Source organism: Methylibium sp., assembly GCF_965279545.1.
In the GTDB taxonomy this organism is placed as follows: Bacteria; Pseudomonadota; Gammaproteobacteria; order Burkholderiales; family Burkholderiaceae_C; genus Methylibium.
This window is the reverse complement of record NZ_OZ257250.1, coordinates 820,300-841,808: the sequence shown is the minus strand read 5'-3', so window position 1 is coordinate 841,808 and position 21,509 is coordinate 820,300. Positions and strand designations below refer to the sequence as shown.

Here is a 21,509-nt window from a genome sequence, read left to right as displayed (position 1 = left end):
CTCAGTCGATTGCGTCAGCGGACTTGGCCCGCTCGCGCAGCTGGAACTTCTGGATCTTGCCGGTCGACGTCTTGGGGATGGGCTCGAAGCGCACCGCCTTCGGCGCCTTGTAGCCGGCCAGCAACGACTTGCAGTGGGCGATCAGCTCCGCTGCGCTCACCTCGGCCCCGGGTTTGAGCTCCACGTAGGCGACCGGTGTCTCGCCCCACTTCGGGTCGGGCTTGGCGACCACCGCGCAGGCCATCACCGCCGGATGCCGGTAGAGCGCGTCCTCGACCTCGATCGAGCTGATGTTCTCGCCGCCGGAGATGATGATGTCCTTGCTGCGGTCCTTGATCTTCGCGTAGCGGTCCGGCTCCATCACCGCCAGGTCGCCGGTGTGGAACCAGCCGCCCGCGAAGGCGACCTCGCTGGCCTTGGGGTTCTTCAGGTAGCCCTTCATGACGATATTGCCGCGGAACATGATCTCGCCCATGGTCTCGCCGTCGGCCGGGGTTTCCCTCAGCGTCTCGGGGTCGAGCACCGTCATGCCCTCCTGCAGCGCATAGCGCGCGCCCTGGCGGCCGTTGAGCCGTGTCTGCTCGGACAGGGATTCGCCGGCCCAGCTGGCGCGCTTCACCGCGACCGACGCCGGGCCGTAGACCTCGGTCAGACCATAGACGTGGGTGATGTCGAAGCCGAGCTGGGCCATGCCCTCGATCATGGCCGCCGGCGGCGCCGCCCCGGCGACCATGCCGCGCACTTTCTGGGTGATGCCGGCGCGCAGCGCCTGCGGCGCAGCGATCAGCAGGTTGTGCACGATGGGTGCGGCGCAGTAGTGGTCGACGCCATGCTCGCGCATCGCGCCCAGGATGCTCGGTGCATCGACACGGCGCAGGCACACATGCGTGCCGCCCAGCATCGCCACGGTCCACGGGAAGCACCAGCCGTTGCAATGGAACATCGGCAGCGTCCAGAGGTAGGTCGGGAAGTGCGGCATGGTCCAGGTGACCGCATTGCTCACCGCGTTCAGGTAGGCGCCGCGGTGGTGGGTCACCACGCCCTTGGGGTCGCCGGTGGTGCCCGAGGTGTAGCTGACGGCGATCGCGTCCCATTCGTCCTGCGGGCCCGCCAGCCGCGCCAGTGGTGCGTGCGCGGCGAGCAGCGCCTCGTACTCGTGCGCACCGAGCCGCTCGCCCGGGCCGCTGTACTCGCTGTCGCAGACATCGATCACGACCGGCGCACGGCCGTGCTCGGTGCGCAGCAGCCGCAGCGCCTCGGCGAGGGTCGGCGCGAACTCGCGGTCGGTGATCAGCACCTGCGCTTCGCAGTGGTTCATCTGCCACGCCAGCAGCGGCGCGTCGAGTCGCGTGTTCAGCGTGTTCAGCACCGCATTGAGCGCCGGCACCGCGTAGTGCGCCTCCACCATCTCCGGGGTGTTGGGCAGCATCACGCTGACCGTGCTGCCGCGCGTCACCCCCAGCGAGCGCAGGGCCGCGGCGAGGCGGGCCGCACGCTCGCGGGTCTGTGCCCAGGTGTAGCGGCGCGCACCGTGCACCACCGCCGGCAGGTCGCCGAAGATCTCGGCGCTGCGTTCGACGAAGCTCACCGGCGAGAGGGCAACGAAGTTCGCCCCGTTCTTGTCCAGGTCCTGTTCGTAGATGCTGCTCATCGCTGTCTCCTCGTGCCGGCCGCCGGGCACCGTGGCAGCCCGGGATCCGCTCGTGTCGGCGGTCACTGCAGACTATCCCACAGCGCCGCCGGCATCGCAGCCGCGGCCCGGGCGGATCAGCCCGGCAGCGTGTCGGCCAGCGTCGAGTCCGAGAACGGCACGGTGCGCTCGGCATCGCGCCCCTGGGCCCAGTGCGTGATGTCCGCGGCCGGCATCGGCTTGGCGTACAGGAAGCCCTGCAGCTGGTCACAGCCCATGTCGACCAGCAGATCGCGTTGCGCGGTGTCCTCGACTCCTTCGGCCACCACGTTCATGCCCAGCGCGTGAGCCAGGCGGATCACCGCATCGACCACCGCGCGGGCATCGCTGCTCGTGGCGAGGTCGCGAATGAAACTGCGATCGATCTTCAGCTGGCGTGCCCGCAGCTGGCGCAGGTAGCTGAGGCTCGAGTAGCCGGTACCGAAGTCGTCGATCGACAGCTGCACCCCGATCGCCAGCAGGCCGTCGATCGCGCGCTGCGTGACGCGCGTGTCCTCCATCGCCACCGATTCGGTGATCTCGCAGATGAGCTGCACGGCCTCGATCTGGTACAGCGCCAGGGTGTCGGCGACCCGCTCGGCCAGATCGCTCTGCCTGAGCTGGTGCGATGACAGATTGATGGCCACCCGCATGTGCAGGCCCTCGTCGGCCCAGGCGCTCAGCTGGCGGCAGGACTCGTCGATCACCCAGGCGCCGAGGGTGTTGATCAGGCCGAAGCGCTCGGCCACCGGGATGAAGGCCACCGGGCTCACCATGCCGCGCGTCGGATGCCACCAGCGCGCCAGGGCTTCCACGCCGCGGATGCGGCCGGTGTGGGGATCGACCTTGGGCTGGTAGTGCAGTTGCAGCTCGCCGCGCTCCATCGCTCCGACCAGGTCGTTGTAGAGCGCCACCTGCTGGTCGGCCCCCTGGTTCATCGCCGACTCGTAGACCACGTAGGTGGAGCCGCCGCTGCGCTTGGCCTCGTACATCGCCGCGTCCGCATGGGCGATGAGCCGGTCGGCGGCGCCGGCGTCGGGGTAGATCGCCACGCCGATCGAGCACGACAGGTGGATCTGCTGGCCCGAGACGAGCAGCGGCTCGCCCATGCTCGCCAGCGCACGCTTCACCACCTGGATGCAATCGGCCGCGCCGGCGACGTCTTCGACCAGCACGATGAACTCGTCGCCGCCCAGCCGCGCGAGCGTGTCGGCGGCCCGCAGCGCGTCACGCAGGCGCACGGCGACCGCCTTCAGCACGAGATCGCCCTGCGCGTGGCCGTAGGAGTCGTTGATCGGCTTGAAGCCGTCGAGATCGATGAAGAGCACGGCCAGCGAGGCCGCCGGCTGGCCGCGCAGCCGCTCGATGCGCGCAACGGCCTGGTTCAGCCGCGTCTCGAAATAGCTGCGGTTGGGCAGGCCGGTCAACGCATCGCGGTAGGCAAGACGGCTCAGCTCGTCGTTGGCGGACTGCAGGCGTTCGTTCGCGCGCTGCAGCGACTGCGCCAGACCTGTGGTGGTGGCCTGCATGCGCGTGTCGAACACCGAGGTCACCAGCGTGATCGTCAGCATCAGCACCGTGGCGACACTGACGATCATCACCAGGTAGCCGCCGCTGACGCCGTCGACGCTGAGACAGACACTGCCGGCCGCAAAGCCCGCTGCAGCCATGCCGCTGTAGTGCATGCCGCTGATGGCCAGCCCCATGACCACCGCCGCGCCGAACTGGTAGGCCCGCGCGGACCATCCGGTGTGGCGCCGCGTCCAGAAGAAGAGCTGCAGCGCTGCAGCCGAGGCGCCGACGGCGATCACGCCGGAGGCAGCGACCCAGCGCCCGTCCCACTGGATGCCCGGCGCCATCTCCAGCGCCGCCATGCCGACGTAGTGCATCGCCATGATGCCGCCACCCATGACCACGGCGCCGCAGACGTGCAGACCGGGCGACAGGCGCTCGCGCCCGGCGATCCACAGCGCGAGCATCGACACGAGCAGCGCGACACACCACGACAGCAGCGTGGTCGAGACGCGATAGCCGAGCGGGATCGGCAGGCTGAAGGCCTGCATGCCGACGAAGTGCATCGACCAGATGCCGGTGCCCATGACCACGCCGCCACCGATGCACCAGCACATGGCCAGCAGGCGGTCGGTGCCGCGCACGCGCCGGGCCAGCTCGAGCGTGACGAACGAGGCCAGGACCGCGACGGTGATGGACAGCACGACCACGCGGGGGTCGTACACGGAATCGAGCAAGGGCACGCTGAGCTTTCTCTCGGGCCGTGTGCCGGCCCCCTGCAATGCACGATCGGTGTGCATCCGCAAGGCTATCGGCCGTGCAACGCAAAGCTTGAATGGGAGGCATCGTTCCTCCCGTCTCGGCGAGGACTCCGCCGCAATAGGAGATCGTGTGCATATAATTCCGATCGTCAGGAGAGAGCCGCCGTCAGACCATCGACGGCAGCCGCCGAAGGCGCAGAGGAAACCCCTCGAACGCTCAGGCAAAAGGACTGACGAGCGCCTCCCAGCGGAGGCGTCCTCACTGGAGAGAGGCTGCACCCGGTGCAGTCCACCGAAGGGGCAAGCAGGCCGAGGTAGACACCGACGCCCGCCAATCTCTCAGGTAAAGCGGACAGCGAGGGCAGGCCATCACCGGTGACGGTGGTTTCCTTCATGCCCTTGGAGTCGACGATGTCCGCACTTGCCAACAGTACCCCGCCCCTGCTCACCACCCCGCTGCACGCGCTGCACCGCGAACTCGGCGCCAAGATGGTGCCCTTCGCCGGCCATGACATGCCGGTGAACTACCGGCACGGCATCCTGGCCGAACACCGGCAGTGCCGCGACTCGGCCGCGCTGTTCGACGTGTCGCACATGGGCCAGGTGCGCCTCGTCGCCGACGACCTGCAGCAGGCGGCCCGGGCGCTCGAGACGCTGGTGCCGGTCGACGTGCTCGGCCTCGCCGTCGGCCAGCAGCGCTACGCCTTCTTCACCAATGCCAATGGCGGCCTGCTCGACGACCTGATGATCACGCGGCGCGAGACCGACCTGCTGCTGATCGTCAACGCCGCCTGCAAGGACGCCGACATCCGCCACCTGCAGACCCACATCGGCCACCGCTGCACGGTGCAGCCCTTGCCCGAGCGCGCGCTGCTGGCCCTGCAAGGGCCGAAGGCGGTCACGGCCCTGGCGCGATTGAACCCTGGCGTGAGCGCCCTCACCTTCATGACCGGCGGCGCCTTCGCCCTGGTCGGCGCCGACTGCTACCTCACCCGCTCCGGCTACACCGGCGAGGACGGCTTCGAGATCTCGGTGCCGGCCACCCACGCCGAAACGCTGGCACGCGAACTGCTCGCGCAGCCCGAGGTCGCGCCGGCCGGGCTGGGTGCGCGTGACACGCTGCGTCTCGAAGCCGGGCTGTGTCTCTACGGTCATGACATCCACACCACCACGACCCCGATCGAGGCCGGCCTGGCCTGGGCGATCCAGAAGGTCCGCCGCGCCGGCGGCGCACGGGCGGGCGGCTACCCTGGCGCGAACGTGGTCGATGCGCAGTTCGCCGGCGGCGCCAGCAACAAGCGCGTGGGCCTGGTCGGCTTGGAGCGCGTGCCGGTGCGCGAGGGCACCGAGCTCGTCGACGGCCACGGCCGCCGGCTCGGCCACGTGACCAGCGGCACGATCGGTCCCACCGTGAACAAGCCGATCGCGATGGCCTATGTGGCGAGCAACCACGCCAGCGCTTCGCACGAGGTGTTCGCACTGGTGCGCGGCAAGAAGCTGCCGATGCGTGTGACGACAATGCCGTTCGCGCCGCACCATTACGTGCGCGCCTGACGCTGCGCTTTCTTCCCCTTCTTTCTCAACCTGCCGGTCGGCCCCGGGGCAGACCATCCATCCTTCAGGAGTCTCCATGACGACCAAGTTCACGACCGAACACGAGTGGATCAACATCGAGGACCACGACGCCGCCGTCGTCGGCATCACGCTGCATGCGCAGGATGCGCTGGGCGACGTGGTGTTCGTCGACCTGCCGGCCGTCGGCACCAGTTACAAGAAGGGCGAGGTCGCCGGCGTCGTCGAGTCCGTCAAGGCCGCGGCCGACCTGTACATGCCGGTCAGCGGCGAGGTGGTCGAGGTCAACGAGGCGCTGCGAGGCGACCCGGCACTGGCCAACAGCGACCCGCTGGGCGAAGGCTGGTTCTTCAAGGTCAGGATCGCCGACATGACCGAGTTCGACCAGCTGATGGACGCGCCCGGCTACGACGCGCTGCTGAAGACGCTCTGATCCTCGTCCCCCACCCTCCCGCACTTCCGGTTCACCGACCCCTTTCGACGGAGCACACCATGCTCAGGCCCACCGCCCTGCCCCTCGCCGAGCTCGAGAACGCCACCGAGTTCACCGCCCGCCACCTCGGCATCGAGGCCGACGACGAACGCCACATGCTGTCGGTGATCGGTGCCGCCTCGCGGCGCGCGATGATCGAGGCCATCGTGCCGCGCAGCATCGCCCGCTCGCGCCCGATGGCGCTGCCGCCGGCGGCGAGCGAGGCGAGTGCGCTGGCGGAGCTGAAGGCGATCGCGGCGAAGAACCGGGTCTGCAAGAGCTTCCTCGGCCAGGGCTATCACGGCACGCACACGCCGGGCGTCATCCTGCGCAACATCCTCGAGAACCCGGCCTGGTACACCGCCTACACGCCCTACCAGGCCGAGATCTCCCAGGGCCGCCTGGAAGCGCTGGTGAACTTCCAGACCATGGTCTGCGACCTGACCGGCATGGCAATCGCCAACGCCTCGATGCTCGACGAAGCCACCGCCGCCGCCGAGGCCATGACGCTGGCCAGGCGCAGCGTCAAGAACAAGAGCCCCACCGTCATCGTCGCCGGCGACTGCCACCCGCAGACCATCGAGGTGGTCCGCACGCGCGCGCGGCCGCTGGGCATCGACGTGGTGGTCGGCTTCGTGCCGCAGCTGATGGAGCAGCACGAGTACTTCGCGGTGATCGCGCAGTACCCGTCGACCGGCGGCACGGTCCACGACATGAAGCCCTTTGTCGACGCGGCCCACGCTCGCGGCGCGGCCTTCGTCGTCGCCGCCGACCTGCTGGCGCTGACGCTGCTGTCGCCCCCCGGCGAATGGGGTGCCGACATCGCCATCGGCAGCACGCAGCGCTTCGGCATGCCGATGGGCGCCGGCGGCCCCCACGCCGCCTTCCTGGCCTGCCGCGACGAGTTCAAGCGCTCGATGCCGGGGCGCCTGGTCGGCGTCAGCGTCGACGCGCATGGCCGGCCGGCCTACCGGCTGGCGCTGCAGACGCGCGAGCAGCACATCCGCCGCGAGAAGGCCACGTCGAACATCTGCACGGCCCAGGTGCTGCCGGCGGTGGTGGCGAGCATGTACGCGGTCTACCACGGGCCGCAGGGGCTCAAGCGCATCGCGCAGCGCGTCGCCTCCTACACCGCCATCCTGGCGCACGGTCTGCGCGCGATGGGCTTCGAGCTCGCCGGCGAGAGCGCCTTCGACACGCTGTGCGTCGAGACCGGCGTCGAGACCGACGCCATCGCGCGCCGCGCTCGCGAGGCCGGTGCCAACCTGCGCCGCCTGTCGGCCACGCAGCTGGGCATCACGCTGGACGAGACCACCGCCCGCGAGGACCTGACCGCGCTGTGGTCGTGGTTCGCGCGCTCGCAGGCCATGGTGCCGAACGTCGATGCCTTCGCGCACGGCGCCGACCCGCTGATCCCCAGCGAGCTGCGCCGCACCAGTGCCTACCTGACGCACCCGGTCTTCAACAGCCACCACAGCGAGACCGAGATGCTGCGCTACCTGCGCGGCCTGGCCGACAAGGACCTGGCGCTCGACCGCACGATGATCCCGCTGGGCTCCTGCACGATGAAGCTCAACGCGACCAGCGAGATGATCCCGATCACCTGGCCCGAGTTCGCGAACATCCACCCGTTCGCACCCGCCGAGCAGTTGGCCGGCTATGCCGAGCTCGACGCGCAACTGCGCCGCTGGCTGTGCGAGGCCACCGGCTACGCCGGCATCAGCCTGCAGCCCAACGCCGGCTCGCAGGGCGAATACGCCGGTCTGCTGGCGATCCAGGCCTGGCATGCCTCGCGTGGCGAGGGCCAGCGCCACATCTGCCTGATCCCCGAATCGGCGCACGGCACCAACCCGGCGAGCGCGCAGATGGCCGGCATGAGCGTGGTGGTGACGAAGTGCGACGCCGAAGGCAATGTTGACCTCGACGATCTGCGCGCCAAGTGCGAGCAGCACAGCGCGCAGCTGGCCGCGGTGATGGTCACCTACCCGTCGACCTACGGCGTGTTCGATCCGCACATCAAGGAACTGTGCGCGCTCGTGCACCAGCACGGCGGGCGCGTCTACGTGGACGGCGCGAACATGAACGCGCTGGTCGGCGTGGCCGCGCCGGGCGAATTCGGCGGCGACGTGAGCCACCTCAACCTGCACAAGACCTTCTGCATCCCGCACGGCGGTGGCGGCCCGGGCGTCGGGCCGGTGTGCGTGGTGGAGGACCTCGTCCCCTTCCTGCCCGGCTATGCCACAGCGAACTCCGTGGGCGCCTACGTTGGCAGCGCGGTCGAGCCGACGCCGGGCCGCCCCAAGGCGGCGAGCGCCCCCTCGGGGGGCAGCGAAGTGCCCGCAGGGCCGAGCGTGGGGGCCGTCAGTGCTTCGCCGCTGGGCAATGCCGCGGTGTTGCCGATCAGCTGGATGTACGTGCGCATGATGGGCGCCGACGGCCTGACCGCCGCGACCGAGACCGCGATCCTCAGCGCCAACTACATCGCCGCCCGGCTGGCCGACCACTACGACATCCACTTCAGCGGCGAGATCGACGGCCTCAAGGGCGGCGGCGTGGCCCACGAGTGCATCCTCGACCTGCGCCCGCTGAAGGACAGCTCCGGCGTCAGCGCCGAGGACGTGGCCAAGCGCCTGATCGACTACGGCTTCCATGCGCCGACGCTGAGCTTCCCGGTGCCCGGCACGCTGATGGTCGAGCCGACCGAGAGCGAGTCGCTGCAGGAGCTCGATCGCTTCTGCGACGCGCTGATCGCGATCCGCGCCGAGATCGCCCGGGTCGAGCAAGGCCACTGGCCGCAGGACGACAACCCGCTCAAGCACGCGCCGCACACCGCCGAGGCGCTGCTGAAGGCCGACTGGCCGCACCCCTACACCCGCGAGGAGGCCGCCTATCCGGTGAGCAGCCTGCGGCGCCAGAAGTACTGGGCGCCGGTCGGCCGCGTCGACAACGTGCACGGCGACCGCAACCTGTTCTGCAGCTGCGTGCCGCTGAGCGCCTACGCCGACGCATGAAGCACCAGTTCGCCAGCGACAACTGGGCTGGCCTCGCGCCCGAGGCTCTGGCCGCCCTGCTGGAGGCGAACGGCCGCGGCCATGCGGCGGCCTATGGCGACGATGCCTGGACGCAGCGCGCCTGCGATGCGGTACGCCGGGTGTTCGACGCCGACTGCGAGGTCTATTTCGTCTTCAACGGCACCGCCGCCAACGCGCTGTCGCTGGCGGCGCTGTGCCGGCCCTACGAGGCGGTGGTGTGCACGCCGCTGGCCCACATCGCGGCCGACGAGTGCAACGCGGTGGGCTTCATGGGCCAGGGCGTCTCGCTGCTGCCCGGCGACGACGGCTCCGACGCCGCCCGGCGCGCCAAGCTCACGCCCGCGGCGCTGGACGCCGCCGCCCGCAAGCGCCGCGACCTGCACGCGCCGCGCGCCCGCGCGGTGAGCTTGACGCAGGCCACCGAGCTGGGCACGGTCTACGCGGTCGACGAGTTGCACGCACTGACAGCCGCCGCGCGCGAACTGAAGCTCAAGGTCCACATGGACGGCGCCCGCTTCGCCAATGCCGTCGCCTCGCTCGGCTGCGCCCCGGCCGACGCGAGCTGGCGCGCCGGCGTCGACGTGCTGTCCTTCGGCGCCACGAAGAACGGCGCGCCGGTCGGCGAGGCGGTGGTGTTCTTCGACCGCGCGCTGGCCGACGGCTTCGAGTGGCGCGCCAAGCAGGCCGGCCAGCTGGCCTCGAAGATGCGCGTGCTGACCGCACCCTGGGTCGGCCTGCTCGAGGGCGGCGCCTGGCTCGCACACGCGGGCCACGCCAACGCGATGGCCCGGCGGCTCGCGGCGGCCCTCGAGGCGCTGCCCGGCGCGCGTCTGCTGCACGCGCCGCAGGCCAACGGCGTGTTCGCCGAGCTGCCGCGGCCGGCGATCGAGGCCCTGCGGGCGCGCGGCTGGCGCTTCCATGAGATGCTGCCGAACGGCGGCTGCCGGCTGATGTGCGCCTGGGACACCCAGCCCGAGACCGTCGACGCCTTCGCGGCCGACCTGGCCGCGGCCTGCACGACCCCCTAGCCCACCAGGACACTGCGATGGCCGTTTCCGTCTTCGACCTGTTCAAGATCGGCATCGGCCCCTCGAGTTCGCACACCGTGGGGCCGATGCGCGCGGCCAAGCTGTTCGCGCAGCGGCTCGCGCACGAGGGCCTGCTCGAGCGCACCGCGCGGGTGATGTCGGAGCTCTACGGCTCGCTGGGCGCCACCGGCAAGGGGCACGGCTCGGACAAGGCCGTGCTGCTCGGCCTGGCCGGCGAGGAGCCGGACACGGTGGACGTCGATGCGATCCCCGGACGGTTGGCGACCCTGCGCGAACACCGGCGGCTCGCGCTGCTGGGCCGGCACGAGATCGCGTTCGACGAAGCCCGCGACCTGCTGTTCCGGCGCCGCCAGAGCTTGCCCTTCCACCCCAACGGCCTGCGCTTCACCGCTTTCGATGCCGACGGCAGCGAACTCGCCAACCGCTGCTACTACTCGGTCGGCGGCGGCTTCGTGCTCAGCGACGAGGTCGCGGCCGATGGCAGCCGCCAGCAGAAGATCGCACCGGACACCACCGTGCTGCCGCATCCCTTCCACAGCGGCGGCGACCTGCTGCAGCTGACACGCGAGCTCGACTGCTCGATCGCCGCACTGATGCGCCACAACGAGCACCACTGGCGCAGCGACGCCGAGATCGACGCCGGCCTGCTGCGCATCTGGCGCGTGATGCAGGACTGCGTGGAGCGCGGCGTGCGCACCGAGGGCGTGCTGCCCGGTGGCTACCAGGTCAAGCGGCGCGCCGCCAAGCTCTACCGCGACCTGACCGCCGACCCCAGCGCCGCGCAGGCCGACCCGCTGCAGGTGCTGGACTGGGTCAACCTCTATGCGCTGGCCGTCAACGAGGAGAACGCCGCGGGCGGCCGCGTCGTCACCGCGCCGACCAACGGTGCGGCCGGCATCGTGCCGGCGGTGCTGCACTACTACGTGCGCTTCGTCATGCGCAACGGCCTCGGGCCGCTGCGCGGCAGCTTCCCCGGGGGGCCCACGCCCGGCTTGGGGCGGCCCGGCGCCGGGCTCGGCGCGACCGAGATCGGGGTCATCGACTTCCTGCTGACCGCTGCCGCGATCGGCATGCTGTACAAGGAAAATGCCTCGATCTCCGGCGCCGAAGTCGGCTGCCAGGGCGAGGTCGGCGTGGCCTGCTCGATGGCGGCCGGCGCACTGTGCGCGGTGCTCGGCGGCACGCCGGCGCAGGTCGAGAACGCCGCCGAGATCGGCATGGAGCACCACCTGGGCCTCACCTGCGACCCGGTGGGCGGGCTGGTGCAGATTCCATGCATCGAGCGCAACGCGATCGCCTCGGTCAAGGCCATCAACGCCGCGCGCATGGCGCTGCGCGGCGACGGCACCCACCACGTGAGCCTCGACCAGGTCATCAAGACCATGCGCGAGACCGGCGCCGACATGCAGACCAAGTACAAGGAAACCGCACGCGGCGGCCTCGCGGTGAACATCGTCGAGTGCTGAACTGGGGGCGCGCGAGCGCGCCGGCCTTTGTAGACTGGACCCGGACTCTCCCGCTGCCCCGATGCTCGACACGCTCGAATCCACCCTTCGCCGCGCCGCGACCGCGCTGCCGAGTTCGGTCTCGTGCTGGACCGCCCGCGGCGTCAGCGAGCGCTCGGAGCAACTCAGCGTGCGCCACGGTGTCGCCGAAGCGCCGCGGCGCCTGCACGACGAGGGCGTGATGCTCACCGTCGTCGACGGCGGGCTCGGCCACGCGGCCACCGCCGATGGTTCCGAAGACGGGCTGCGTGCTGCCTTCCTTCAAGCCCACGCACTGGCCCGGGCCGGCGCCGGCAAGACCGTGTTCGACCCCGAGGCTGCGCCTCGGCCGCGCGACAGCGGCCACTACGCCAGCCGCGTCGAGCAGCCGGGCCGCGCGAGCTCGGTGGCCGACAAGCTCGACCTGCTGGTGCGTGTGAACGCCGCCAGTCGCATCGACGCGCGCATCGTCGATGCACTGACCAGCCTGTGGAGCGTCGAGACCGAGCAGCTCTTCCTGGGCAGCGAAGGCGCACGTGTCGAGCAGCGCTTCGCCTTCCTCACGCCGGCGATCCAGGTCACCGCGTGCGACGCCGGCGTGACGCAGGTGCGCTCCAGCGCCGGCCAGTACAACGGCTTTTGCCAGCAGGGCGGGCTGGAGGTGCTGGAGCGCGCGCACTTCGAGGCGGACGGCCCGCGCGTCGCCCGCGAGGCGCTGGAGCTGGTGCGGGCGCCGCGCTGCCCGAGCGGCCGCATGGACCTGGTGCTGATGCCGGACCAGATGATGCTGCAGATCCACGAGAGCATCGGCCACCCGCTGGAGCTCGACCGCATCCTCGGCGACGAGCGCAACTTCGCCGGCACGAGCTTCGTCACGCTCGACATGTTCGGCCGCTACCGCTACGGCAGCGAGCTGCTCGACGTGAGTTTCGACCCGGCGCGCGAGCACGAATTCGCCGGCTTCGCCTTCGACGACGAAGGCATGCCGGCGCGGCGCGAGATGCTGATCGAGCGCGGCATCCTGAAACGCCCGCTCGGCGGAGCCTTGTCGCAGGCCCGCGCACGCGCTGCGGGCCATGAGCTCGGCGCGGTGGCCACCACGCGCGCCTGCAGCTGGAACCGCGCACCGATCGACCGCATGAGCAACCTCAATGTCGAGGCGGGCGACGCACCGCTGGCGCAGATCATCGGCAGCATCGAGCACGGCGTCGTGATGCACACCAACTGCTCGTGGAGCATCGACGACTCGCGCAACAAGTTCCAGTTCGGCTGCGAGTACGGCCGCATGATCCGCCACGGCCGGCTCGCCGAGGTGGTGCGCAACCCGAACTATCGCGGCGTCAGCGCGACCTTCTGGCGCTCGCTGGCGATGGTCGGCGACGCCTCGACCTGCGAGGTGATGGGCACGCCGTTTTGCGGCAAGGGCGAACCCGCCCAGGTGATCCGCGTCGGGCACGCGTCGCCGGCCTGCAAGTTCACGGCGGTCGATGTGTTCGGCGGGACCGACTGATGGCCTCGGTGACCGAGCGTGCCCACTTCGAGGCACTGGCCGAGCAGGTGTGCCGCGCCGAGGGTGTGGACCGCGTCAGCCTCGCGCTCCATGCCGAAGCCAGCGACTTCCTGCGCTTCAACCGCTCGGCGCTGCGCCAGGCCACGCACGTGCTGCAGGCCCAGGCCACGCTGAGCGTGGTGCGCGGCGCGCGGCGCGCCGAAAGCAGCCTCACGCTGAGTGGCGACATCGGGCACGACGCACGGCGCCTGATGGCCGAGCGCCTTCAGCTCGCCCGCGACCTGGCGTTGATCCCCGACGACCCCTGGCTGCTGCTGCCCGACGCAGCGAGCAGCAGCCACCGCCAGGACCGCGGCGCCCTGCCCGCGCCGGCCACCGTGATCGACGCCGTGCGCGAGCACGCCGAAGGCCTGGACTTCGTCGGTTTCTACGCCGGCGGACCGGTGGTGCGTGCCTACGCCGACAGCCTGGGTTCGCGCCACTGGCATCGCGTGGAGAGCTTCGACTTCGAATGGTGCCTCTACCAGGCCGCCGACAAGGCGGTGAAGACGCGCTACGGCGGCACGGCCTGGGCGCCGACCGAGTTCGCCGCGCGCATGCGCGAGGCTGCGGCGCGGGCCGCGCTGCTGCGGCGTGCGTCGCGCGTGCTGCCGCCCGGCGCCTACCGCGCGGCCTTCAGCCCGGCGGCGATGAACGAGCTGCTCGGCACGCTGGGCTGGAGCGGTTTCGGCCTGAAGGCACGGCGCACCGGCGTGTCCTCGCTGATGAAGCTCGCGTGCGGCGACGCACGCCTGCACCCCGCCGTGCGGCTGACCGAGGCGCCCGGGCGCGGCATCACGCCGTGCTTCACGACCGACGGCTTCGTGCGACCGGCCGAGGTCGTGCTGGCGAGCGATGGCAATGCCGGCGACACGCTGAACGCCCCCCGATCCGCCCGCGAGTACGGCCTGCCGGCCAATGGTGCCAACGCCACCGAAACGCCGGAAGCCCTGTGCCTCGCGCCCGGCACGCTGCCGCACGACGGCCTGCTGGGCGCACTGGGTTCGGGCCTGTACGTGAGCAATCTCTGGTACCTGAACTACAGCGACCGGCAGGCCTGCCGCATGACCGGCATGACGCGCTTTGCCTGCTTTTGGGTCGAAGACGGTGAAGTCGTCGCCCCGCTCGATGTGATGCGCTTCGACGACAGCTTCCTGCGCATGTTCGGCGAAGGCCTGGTCGGCCTGGGCGACCGCTGCGAACTCATCCCCGACGGCAGCACCTACCAGCTGCGCCAGCTCGCGTCGGTCACGACGCCTGCAGCGGTGGTCGAAGGCTGGCGGCTGACGCTGTGAGTCCGCGCTACTTCACGTAGTCGTACAGCGGTTTGCCCTTGTCGACGACGTGCACCGTGAACAGCTTCAGCGACGTGTCGCCGACCACCTTGAAGCCGCCGTGGCGCACCTCGCGCAGGTTCAGGAGCGACGCGCCGGTCGGCAGCATCATGGGCTCCTTGCCGGTCGGCTGGATCATCGTGCCCTGCACGACGTAGACCGACTCGATGCCATGATGGAAATGCAGATCGAGGGACTCGCCGGGTTTGTATTCGGCGACCGAGCTGACCACCTCCATGCCGGGCGCGCCGCTCAGCTCGCTGCGCTTGAGCTCGACTCGCTGCGGCGAGTCCTGCGCGAACGCCATGGCCCCGAGCGCGACACCCAGGCCCACGCAGACCCGCGCTGCCAGTGAATGAAGTGACATGGCTCAACCTCCCCGGGACTCAGTGGTTCGGCGCGCGCGCGGCAATCGGCGGCACCGGCAGGCGGACATCGCCGCACTGCGCACGGTGGCGCAGTGCATGGTCCATCAGCACCAGCGCCAGCAGCGCTTCGGCGATCGGCGTCGCGCGGATGCCGACGCAGGGGTCGTGGCGGCCGAAGGTCTCGACCGTCACCGGCTTGCCTTCAAGGTCGATCGACTGACGGGGTGTGCGGATCGAACTGGTCGGCTTGATCGCAATCGACACCGTGACGTCCTGGCCGGTGCTGATGCCACCGAGCACGCCGCCGGCGTGGTTGCTGCGAAAGCCCTCGGGGGTCAGCTCATCGCCGTGCATCGAGCCGCGGTGCGCGACGCTGGCGAAGCCGGCACCGATCTCGACGCCTTTGACGGCATTGAGCCCCATCATCGCGTGAGCGATGTCGGCGTCGAGCTTGTCGAACAGCGGCTCGCCCCAGCCGACCGGCACGCTGGTGGCCTCGACGACGATGCGCGCACCGACCGAGTCGCCCTGCTTGCGCAGCGCGTCCATGAAGTCTTCCAGCTGCGCGATCTGGCTCGCATTGGGCGCGAAGAAGGGGTTGTTCGGTACATGCTCCCAGCCTTCGAACGCGATGTCGATCTCGCCCAGCGCGGCCATGCCGCCGCGAAAGCCGACGCCGTGCTGCTCGCGCAGCCATTTGCGCGCCACGGCCGCGGCGCCGACCATCGGTGCGGTCAGCCGCGCCGAGCTGCGCCCGCCGCCGCGCGGGTCGCGCAGGCCGTACTTGTGCCAGTAGGTGTAGTCGGCGTGGCCGGGGCGGAAGGTCTGAATGATGTCGCCGTAGTCCTTGCTGCGCTGGTCGGTGTTGCGGATCAGCAGACAGATCGGCGTGCCGGTGGTCTTGCCCTCGTACACGCCCGACAGGATCTCCACCGCGTCGGGCTCCTGGCGCTGCGTCACGTGGCGCGAGGTGCCGGGGCGGCGGCGGTCGAGATCGGGCTGGATGTCGGCTTCGCTCAGCGCCATGCCGGGTGGGCAGCCGTCGATCACGCAGCCGATCGCCGGGCCGTGAGATTCACCGAAATTGGTGACGCGAAACAAGTGGCCGAGGGTGCTGCCGGACATGGTGCGAGGAGTTCGAGACGCTGCCTGCATTGTGACAGCGGCCCGAGCGGCCTGCGCCGCAGACCCTGGACGCGGCCGAGGCCGCCAACCGCATCGGACGCGTCAAAAACGGCAGGCCAGACCGATCTGCGCTCGCACGTCGATGCTGGTGCCGTCGGTGTCCTGGCGCAGCTTGGTCGGCAGGCGAAAGCGCGTCGCGCAATCGCTGGCCTCGATGCCGATGGAGCGGAGCATGCGCTGCGGTGCTTCGGAGCGCACGCTCAGCGCATGATGTGCCCGCTGGGGCCCGGCGGTACCTGGCATCACCTCGCGCGGTAATTCGATGATGGTCACGTTCGAAGCGGTTTCGCGCGAGGCGCTTTGCACCTCGGCCGCCGCGCGCGAGGTCCAGGCCTGGGACAGCGGCGATGCGCCCAGCGCGAGCGGTGTCGGCGCGACGGCCGGCTCCCGGGACTCGGCCGGCTCGACCGCACCGGCACTGAAGCACAGCAGCGCCGTCAAACCCAGGCAACCCGCGCGATGGCCCACCGGCCCGAGGTGAATGCTCATGATGGCCCTCCTGCATCCCATGCAGTGAGCATCTGCCTTTCCGCTTAAGCGCGGATGATGCGGTAACACCCCGAGACCTCGAGTCCCGGGACACCGCCAACTGCGTCACACCGTGTGGCCGGCCTTGTAACGCCGCTGTTGCAGCTGCGGCCTCACTGGGGCTGGGTCTGGGGTGCCTGCGCCTGCGCAGGATCTTCCTCGACCGGCCAATCGCGGATGTAGGCCTTGAGCATGCGGTTCTCGAAATCCTGGCCATCGACCACGGCCTTGGCGACGTCGTAGAAGGAAATCACGCCCATCAGGGTGCGCTGCGTCAGCACCGGCATGTAGCGGGCGTGGCGGCCGAGCATCATGCGGCGCACCTCGTCGAGCTCGGTGTCGGGCGTGCAGGTCAGCGGATGGTCTTCCATCACCGTGCGCACGATGGTGTCGCCCACACTGCCGCCATTGCCGACGATGGCCCGGATCACCTCGCGGAAGGTCAGCAGGCCGCACACGTCGCCGTGATCCATCACGACCAGGGAGCCGATATCGCGCTCCGCCATGGTGCGCAGCACCTCGGCCAAGGGCTGATCGGGCGTGACGGTGTAGAGGGTGCCGCCCTTGACCCGCAGGATGTCACTGACTTTCATGATGGGCTCCTCGAAGATGCCGTTCGGGTCAATATACCCACAATCTCCGAGCGGGGCCACAGCAGGAACTAGCAGCGTGACAGCGGGTGCAGTTCGACCACCGTGCGGCCGTCCCTAAAGGAGCTCCTGCAGCGTCATTTCGCCGAACCGGGCGCACTGCCAGAAGTTGCGCAGCGTGGGCGTCGGATCGAGCAGCAGCGCCGCGAGCAGCGGCTGCGCCGGTGTGGTGCGCGGTTCGCACAGCAGCACGTAGCGCTTTTCGCCCGCTTCGTCGAGCCGACCGACCCAGTCGAGCTCGACCAGCATCTCCAGCGAGGGCTCGATCTGCAGCGGATCGGTGCGCAGCGTCGCCGCCAGCGGGGTGATGCCCAGGCCCCGGTCGCCGTGCGAGCGCGCTCTGGCAAGTTCACGCAACAGCAGCACCGCGGCCTGGAAGCGGTGCCCGGGCGTGTTGGGCTGGCGCACGATGTGCATCGACAGGCTCGGCGCGTAGGCCGCGATCACCGCGCCGAGCAGCACGATCACCCAGCCGAGGTAGAGCCAGACGAGGAAGATCGGCACCGTGGCGAAGGCACCGTAGATCGTCGAGTAGGTCGGCACCTGGGCCAGATACCAGGCCAGGCCCTTCTTCGCCAGCTCGAAGCCGGCCGACACGAACACGCCACCCGCCAGCGCGTGGCGCCAACGCACCTCGGTATTCGGCACGTAGTGGAACAGCCCGGCCATCGCCACGGCCAGCAAGGCGAACTCCAGCACGCTCAACAGCAGGCTGACGCTGCCGGGCATCGCCCCGACCAGCCCGCGCGAGGCCGAGATCGCGTAGGACGTCAGCGTCAGGCTGACGCCGAGCAGCAGCGGCCCCAGGGTGGCCGCTGCCCAGTACACAAGCACGCGCTGCGCGATCGGCCGCGGCTTGCGCACGCGCCAGATCGCGTTCAGCGTGCGATCGATGGTGAGCATCAGTGCCAGCGCCGTGAGCACCAGCAGCACCAGGCCGACCGTTCCGAGCCGGTTCGCTTTCGCGGCGAACTGCGTCAGGGCACCCAGCACCGGCTTGGCGATGCCGTCTGGCACGAGCGACTGGATGAAGTACTTCTCGAGCGCGCCCTGGAACTGGCTGAACATCGGGAAGGCGCTGAAGATCGCCAGCGTCACGGTGGCCAGCGGCACGAGCGCGATCGTCGTCGTGAAGGTCAGGCTGCTGGCGGTGAGCCCCAGGCGGTCCTCGCGGAAGCGCTGGCGCAGGGTCTTCAGGGTGTCGAGCCAAGGCCAGGTCTGCAGCGTCTCGGCCAGCAAGGCCAGACGTTCACGCCAGCCGGCCTTCAGGAGATCGGGAACGGTCATGCTCGATATGATGCCAGCCATGTTTCGATGCAATGCGGTGGACGGCACCCGGGCCGTTGCGGTGGCCAGCCTGCTGGGCCTGATCGTTCTGGGCCTGCTGTGGGAGCTGTGGCTCGCCCCCACCGGCCGCGGCATGCTGGCCTTCAAGGTGCTGCCGCTCGCGCTGCCGCTCGCCGGCCTGCTGAAGCGGCGCCTGTACACCTACCGGTGGGTGAGCCTGCTGGTGTGGCTCTATTTCATCGAGGGCGTCGTGCGGGCCAGCGGCGACCGTGGCCTGAGCGCCTGGCTCGCCGGCATCGAGATCGTGCTGTGCCTGTTGCTGTTCGCCGCCTGCGCGCTGCACGTGCGCTGGCGGTTCAAGCACGCCGCCGCCGCGGCGGCGTGATGAGCACGCAGGGCCGCCCCAAGTGCGAATGCTCCCGCTTGGCGGGACCGCACGAAGTGCGCAGGGTGCACCAATGAGCACGCAGGGCCGCCCCACGTGCGAAGGCTCCCGCCCGGCGGGACCGCACGAAGTGCGCAGGGTGTACCAATGAGCGCGCTGGTCGACGCGCTGCGCGCGGCCGTGGGGGCGCCTCACGTGTTGACCGACGGCGACCTGTCGGCCTGGGAAGTCGATTGGCGCCGGCGTTACCGCGGCAAAGCGCTGGCGGTCGTGCGCCCGGCCCGCGCCGGCGAGGTGGCGGCCGTGCTGCGCACCTGTGCGGCGCATGGCGCGAGCGTCGTGCCGCAAGGCGGCAACACCGGCCTCGTCGGCGGCGGCGTGCCCGATGCCAGCGGCAGACAGGTGCTGCTGAGCCTCACGCGCATGAACCGCGTGCGCGGCGTCGATGCCGCCAACCTGGCGATGACGGTCGAGGCAGGCTGCGTGCTGCAGGCGGTCCAGGAGGCTGCCGCCGCGCACGGCCTGCTGTTTGCGCTGAGCCTGGCCGCTGAAGGCAGTTGCACGATCGGCGGCAATCTGGCGACGAATGCCGGTGGCACCCAGGTGCTGCGCTACGGCAACGCGCGCGAGCTGTGCCTGGGGCTCGAGGTCGTCACCGCGGCCGGCGAAGTCTGGGACGGCCTGAGCGGCCTGCGCAAGGACAACACCGGCTACGACCTGCGCGACCTCTACATCGGCAGCGAAGGCACGCTGGGCGTGATCACCGCGGCGACGCTGAAGCTGCACCCGCAGCCGGCGGCGCGCTGCACGGCGCTCGCAAGCTGCGCCACGCCCGAGGCCTGCGTGGCCCTGCTGCAGCTCGCTCGCGCGCGGCTCGGCGCCGGGCTCACCGGCTTCGAGGTGATGGGGCGCTTCGCGCTGTCGCTGGTGGAGAAGCACTTCCCCGCCCTGCCGCGCCCGCTCGCCGCCAGCCCGTGGGCGGTGCTGCTCGAACAGTCCGACACCGAAAGCGAGGCCCATGCGCGTGCGCTGTTCCAAGGCCTGCTCGAGGCGGCCCTCGAGGCCGGCACGATCAGCGACGCCGCGGTGGCCGAGAGCGTGCAGCAGTCTCGGCAGCTCTGGCACCTGCGCGAAAGCATCCCGCTGGCGCAGGCCGAAGAGGGGCTGAACATCAAGCACGACATCGCCCTGCCGGTCTCGCGCATTCCCGAGTTCGTGGCGCGCACGGACGCGCAGCTGCTGGCCGCCTTCCCGGGCGTGCGCCTGGTCAATTTCGGCCACCTCGGCGACGGCAACCTGCACTACAACGTGCAGGCACCGCAGGGGGTGGCCGCCGCCGACTTCCTGCGCGAGCACGAGGCTGCGGTGAACACGATCGTCTACGAGGCGGTCCATGCGCACGGCGGCTCGATCTCGGCCGAGCACGGCATCGGCGCGCTCAAGCGCCAGGAGTTGGCGCGCTTCAAGTCGCCCGTGGCGCTCGGGCTGATGCGCTCGATCAAGCAGGCGCTGGACCCGCAGGCGGTGATGAATCCGGCGCGCCTGCTCTGACACTGCCCGTCGCAGCGCGGACGGCCATCCTGCCGTGCCAGGCTACTGCAACGGCCCCTTCATGGCCTTGGGCAGCGGCAGTGCGTGCACCTCGATGCCCTCCTCGCGCAAGGCCTGGGTCTGCTCGGCGCTCGCCTGGCCGCGGATGCCGCGCTCCGGCGTCTCGCCGTAGTGGATGCGGCGCGCCTCATCGCTGAACCGCTCGCCGACATCCTCGGTGTGGGCTATCACGTGGTGCACGGCGCGCAGCCACAGGGCCTCGACACTCTGCTGCTCCGGCGTCGGCCGGGGGGCGGCCACCTCGACCTCGCGCGACGGCGACAGGTTCAGGCGCGGCGCCGTCGGCAGACGGCTGACCTGGCCGCTGCCGCACAGCGGACATTCGACCAGGCCACGCTCGCACTGCGAGCGGTAGTCGTCCTCGGAACCGAACCAGCCCTCGAAGCCGTGCCCATGCTCGCAGCGAAGACTGAGTACTTTCATGCCGCCATCATGCGTCAACCATGCCGTCCGGGGCCGCCTGCCACGGCAAAACCCAACGCCCGGCACGCCAATGCGTGAGCCACAGCATGCCGATCAGCGTTTTCGCATCGGTCAGCTCGCCGCTCGCGGCCATCGACTCCAGTTCTTCGAGCGTGATCGTGAAGACGTCGAGGAACTCGCCCGCATCGAGATGGCGCTGCCCGGCCACGAGCCCGCGCGCGAACCAGACTTCGATGCCCTCGTCCGAATAGGCGATGGCGTTGTGCAGCACGCCGGCACGCGCCCATTCGCGGGCGCGGTAGCCGGTCTCCTCGGCCAGCTCGCGCACCGCACAGGCCAGCACCGACTCGCCCGCATCGAGCTTGCCGGCCGGGAATTCGACGAAGGCGCGCCGCAGCGGGTAGCGGAACTGGCGCTCGACCACCAGCCGGCCGTCGTCGAGCAGCGGCACGATCATCACCGCGCCGGGGTGGACGATGTATTCGCGGGCTGCCTCGCTGCCGTCGGGCAGGCGCACCGTGTCACGGCGCACGTCGAGGAAGTGCCCGCGGTAGACCTGGGTGCTGGTGACCCGGTCCTCGCGCAGGTGACGGTCGTCGATCGGGTCGCTGACGGGCTCGGAGCTCATCGCGGCTTCG

General features: G+C 70.3%; 18 protein-coding genes and 2 riboswitches. Of the genes, 9 read left to right on the top strand and 9 right to left on the bottom strand.

Translation table 11 applies throughout. The annotated features are described in order from the left end of the window. Position 1 precedes the first annotated feature (1 nt). Both ACQY9S_RS03975 and ACQY9S_RS03970 read right to left on the bottom strand, forming a co-directional pair. On the bottom strand, positions 2-1,651 hold the full coding sequence (locus ACQY9S_RS03975) for an acyl-CoA synthetase (protein ID WP_428423266.1): 1,650 nt from the start codon (positions 1,649-1,651) through the stop codon (positions 2-4). A gap of 116 nt (positions 1,652-1,767) precedes the next feature. Next, entirely contained in the window at positions 1,768-3,981 is a 2,214-nt protein-coding gene (locus tag ACQY9S_RS03970) for a putative bifunctional diguanylate cyclase/phosphodiesterase (RefSeq protein ID WP_428423265.1), read from the bottom strand. A 101-nt stretch (positions 3,982-4,082) separates the two neighbouring features. After that, positions 4,083-4,185, top strand: a riboswitch (glycine riboswitch). Between the two features lie 9 nt (positions 4,186-4,194). Next, a riboswitch (glycine riboswitch) is annotated at positions 4,195-4,308 on the top strand. 45 nt (positions 4,309-4,353) lie between these two features. On the opposite strand from ACQY9S_RS03970, the gene gcvT reads away from it, so the two are divergent. From gcvT to ACQY9S_RS03935, 7 genes are all read left to right on the top strand, one after another. Beyond that, positions 4,354-5,496, top strand: coding sequence for a glycine cleavage system aminomethyltransferase GcvT (gene gcvT, locus ACQY9S_RS03965; RefSeq protein WP_428423264.1), 1,143 nt, complete (start codon positions 4,354-4,356; stop codon positions 5,494-5,496). 76 nt (positions 5,497-5,572) lie between these two features. Continuing rightward, complete coding sequence (gene gcvH / locus ACQY9S_RS03960) at positions 5,573-5,947, top strand: glycine cleavage system protein GcvH (protein WP_428423263.1); 375 nt, start codon at positions 5,573-5,575, stop codon at positions 5,945-5,947. Between the two features lie 59 nt (positions 5,948-6,006). Continuing rightward, positions 6,007-8,997: an aminomethyl-transferring glycine dehydrogenase gene (gcvP, locus tag ACQY9S_RS03955; RefSeq protein WP_428423262.1), complete on the top strand. Its 2,991-nt coding sequence runs from the start codon at positions 6,007-6,009 to the stop codon at positions 8,995-8,997. Further along, a complete protein-coding gene (locus ACQY9S_RS03950) occupies positions 8,994-10,046 on the top strand; it encodes a threonine aldolase family protein (protein ID WP_428423261.1) in 1,053 nt (350 codons plus the stop codon). Before gcvP ends, ACQY9S_RS03950 begins: the two co-directional genes overlap by 4 nt. 17 nt (positions 10,047-10,063) lie before the next feature. Further along, entirely contained in the window at positions 10,064-11,533 is a 1,470-nt protein-coding gene (locus tag ACQY9S_RS03945) for an L-serine ammonia-lyase (RefSeq protein ID WP_428423260.1), read from the top strand. Positions 11,534-11,594: 61 nt separating this feature from the next. Next, on the top strand, positions 11,595-13,061 hold the full coding sequence (locus tag ACQY9S_RS03940) for a TldD/PmbA family protein (protein ID WP_428423259.1): 1,467 nt from the start codon (positions 11,595-11,597) through the stop codon (positions 13,059-13,061). Further along, positions 13,061-14,395, top strand: coding sequence for a metallopeptidase TldD-related protein (locus tag ACQY9S_RS03935; protein WP_428423258.1), 1,335 nt, complete (start codon positions 13,061-13,063; stop codon positions 14,393-14,395). Before ACQY9S_RS03940 ends, ACQY9S_RS03935 begins: the two co-directional genes overlap by 1 nt. Positions 14,396-14,402: 7 nt before the next feature. On the opposite strand, the gene ACQY9S_RS03930 is transcribed toward ACQY9S_RS03935, so the two are convergent. The 5 genes from ACQY9S_RS03930 to ACQY9S_RS03910 all read right to left on the bottom strand — a co-directional run bounded on the left by ACQY9S_RS03930 (position 14,403) and on the right by ACQY9S_RS03910 (position 18,452). Further along, positions 14,403-14,801, bottom strand: a complete 399-nt coding sequence (locus ACQY9S_RS03930) for a cupin domain-containing protein (RefSeq protein ID WP_428423257.1) — start codon at positions 14,799-14,801, stop codon at positions 14,403-14,405. 19 nt (positions 14,802-14,820) lie between these two features. After that, positions 14,821-15,927, bottom strand: a complete 1,107-nt coding sequence (gene aroC, locus ACQY9S_RS03925; RefSeq protein WP_428423256.1) for a chorismate synthase — start codon at positions 15,925-15,927, stop codon at positions 14,821-14,823. Between the two features lie 102 nt (positions 15,928-16,029). Further along, entirely contained in the window at positions 16,030-16,476 is a 447-nt protein-coding gene (locus ACQY9S_RS03920) for a hypothetical protein (protein ID WP_428423255.1), read from the bottom strand. 152 nt (positions 16,477-16,628) lie between these two features. Beyond that, a complete protein-coding gene (locus tag ACQY9S_RS03915; RefSeq protein WP_428423254.1) occupies positions 16,629-17,108 on the bottom strand; it encodes a CBS domain-containing protein in 480 nt (159 codons plus the stop codon). Positions 17,109-17,222: 114 nt separating this feature from the next. After that, complete coding sequence (locus tag ACQY9S_RS03910; RefSeq protein ID WP_428423253.1) at positions 17,223-18,452, bottom strand: YihY family inner membrane protein; 1,230 nt, start codon at positions 18,450-18,452, stop codon at positions 17,223-17,225. Between the two features lie 19 nt (positions 18,453-18,471). On the opposite strand from ACQY9S_RS03910, the gene ACQY9S_RS03905 reads away from it, so the two are divergent. Together ACQY9S_RS03905 and ACQY9S_RS03900 are read left to right on the top strand one after the other, a co-directional pair. After that, positions 18,472-18,837, top strand: a complete 366-nt coding sequence (locus ACQY9S_RS03905; protein ID WP_428423252.1) for a DUF2069 domain-containing protein — start codon at positions 18,472-18,474, stop codon at positions 18,835-18,837. 147 nt (positions 18,838-18,984) lie between these two features. After that, positions 18,985-20,388 carry an FAD-binding oxidoreductase gene (locus tag ACQY9S_RS03900; protein ID WP_428423251.1) on the top strand — a complete coding sequence of 468 codons (1,404 nt, stop codon included), beginning with the start codon at positions 18,985-18,987 and terminating at the stop codon, positions 20,386-20,388. Between the two features lie 42 nt (positions 20,389-20,430). On the opposite strand, the gene ACQY9S_RS03895 is transcribed toward ACQY9S_RS03900, so the two are convergent. Both ACQY9S_RS03895 and ACQY9S_RS03890 read right to left on the bottom strand, forming a co-directional pair. After that, complete coding sequence (locus ACQY9S_RS03895; RefSeq protein WP_428423250.1) at positions 20,431-20,871, bottom strand: DUF1178 family protein; 441 nt, start codon at positions 20,869-20,871, stop codon at positions 20,431-20,433. Positions 20,872-20,878: 7 nt separating this feature from the next. Then, positions 20,879-21,499 carry an NUDIX domain-containing protein gene (locus ACQY9S_RS03890; protein ID WP_428423249.1) on the bottom strand — a complete coding sequence of 207 codons (621 nt, stop codon included), beginning with the start codon at positions 21,497-21,499 and terminating at the stop codon, positions 20,879-20,881. Positions 21,500-21,509 lie beyond the last annotated feature (10 nt).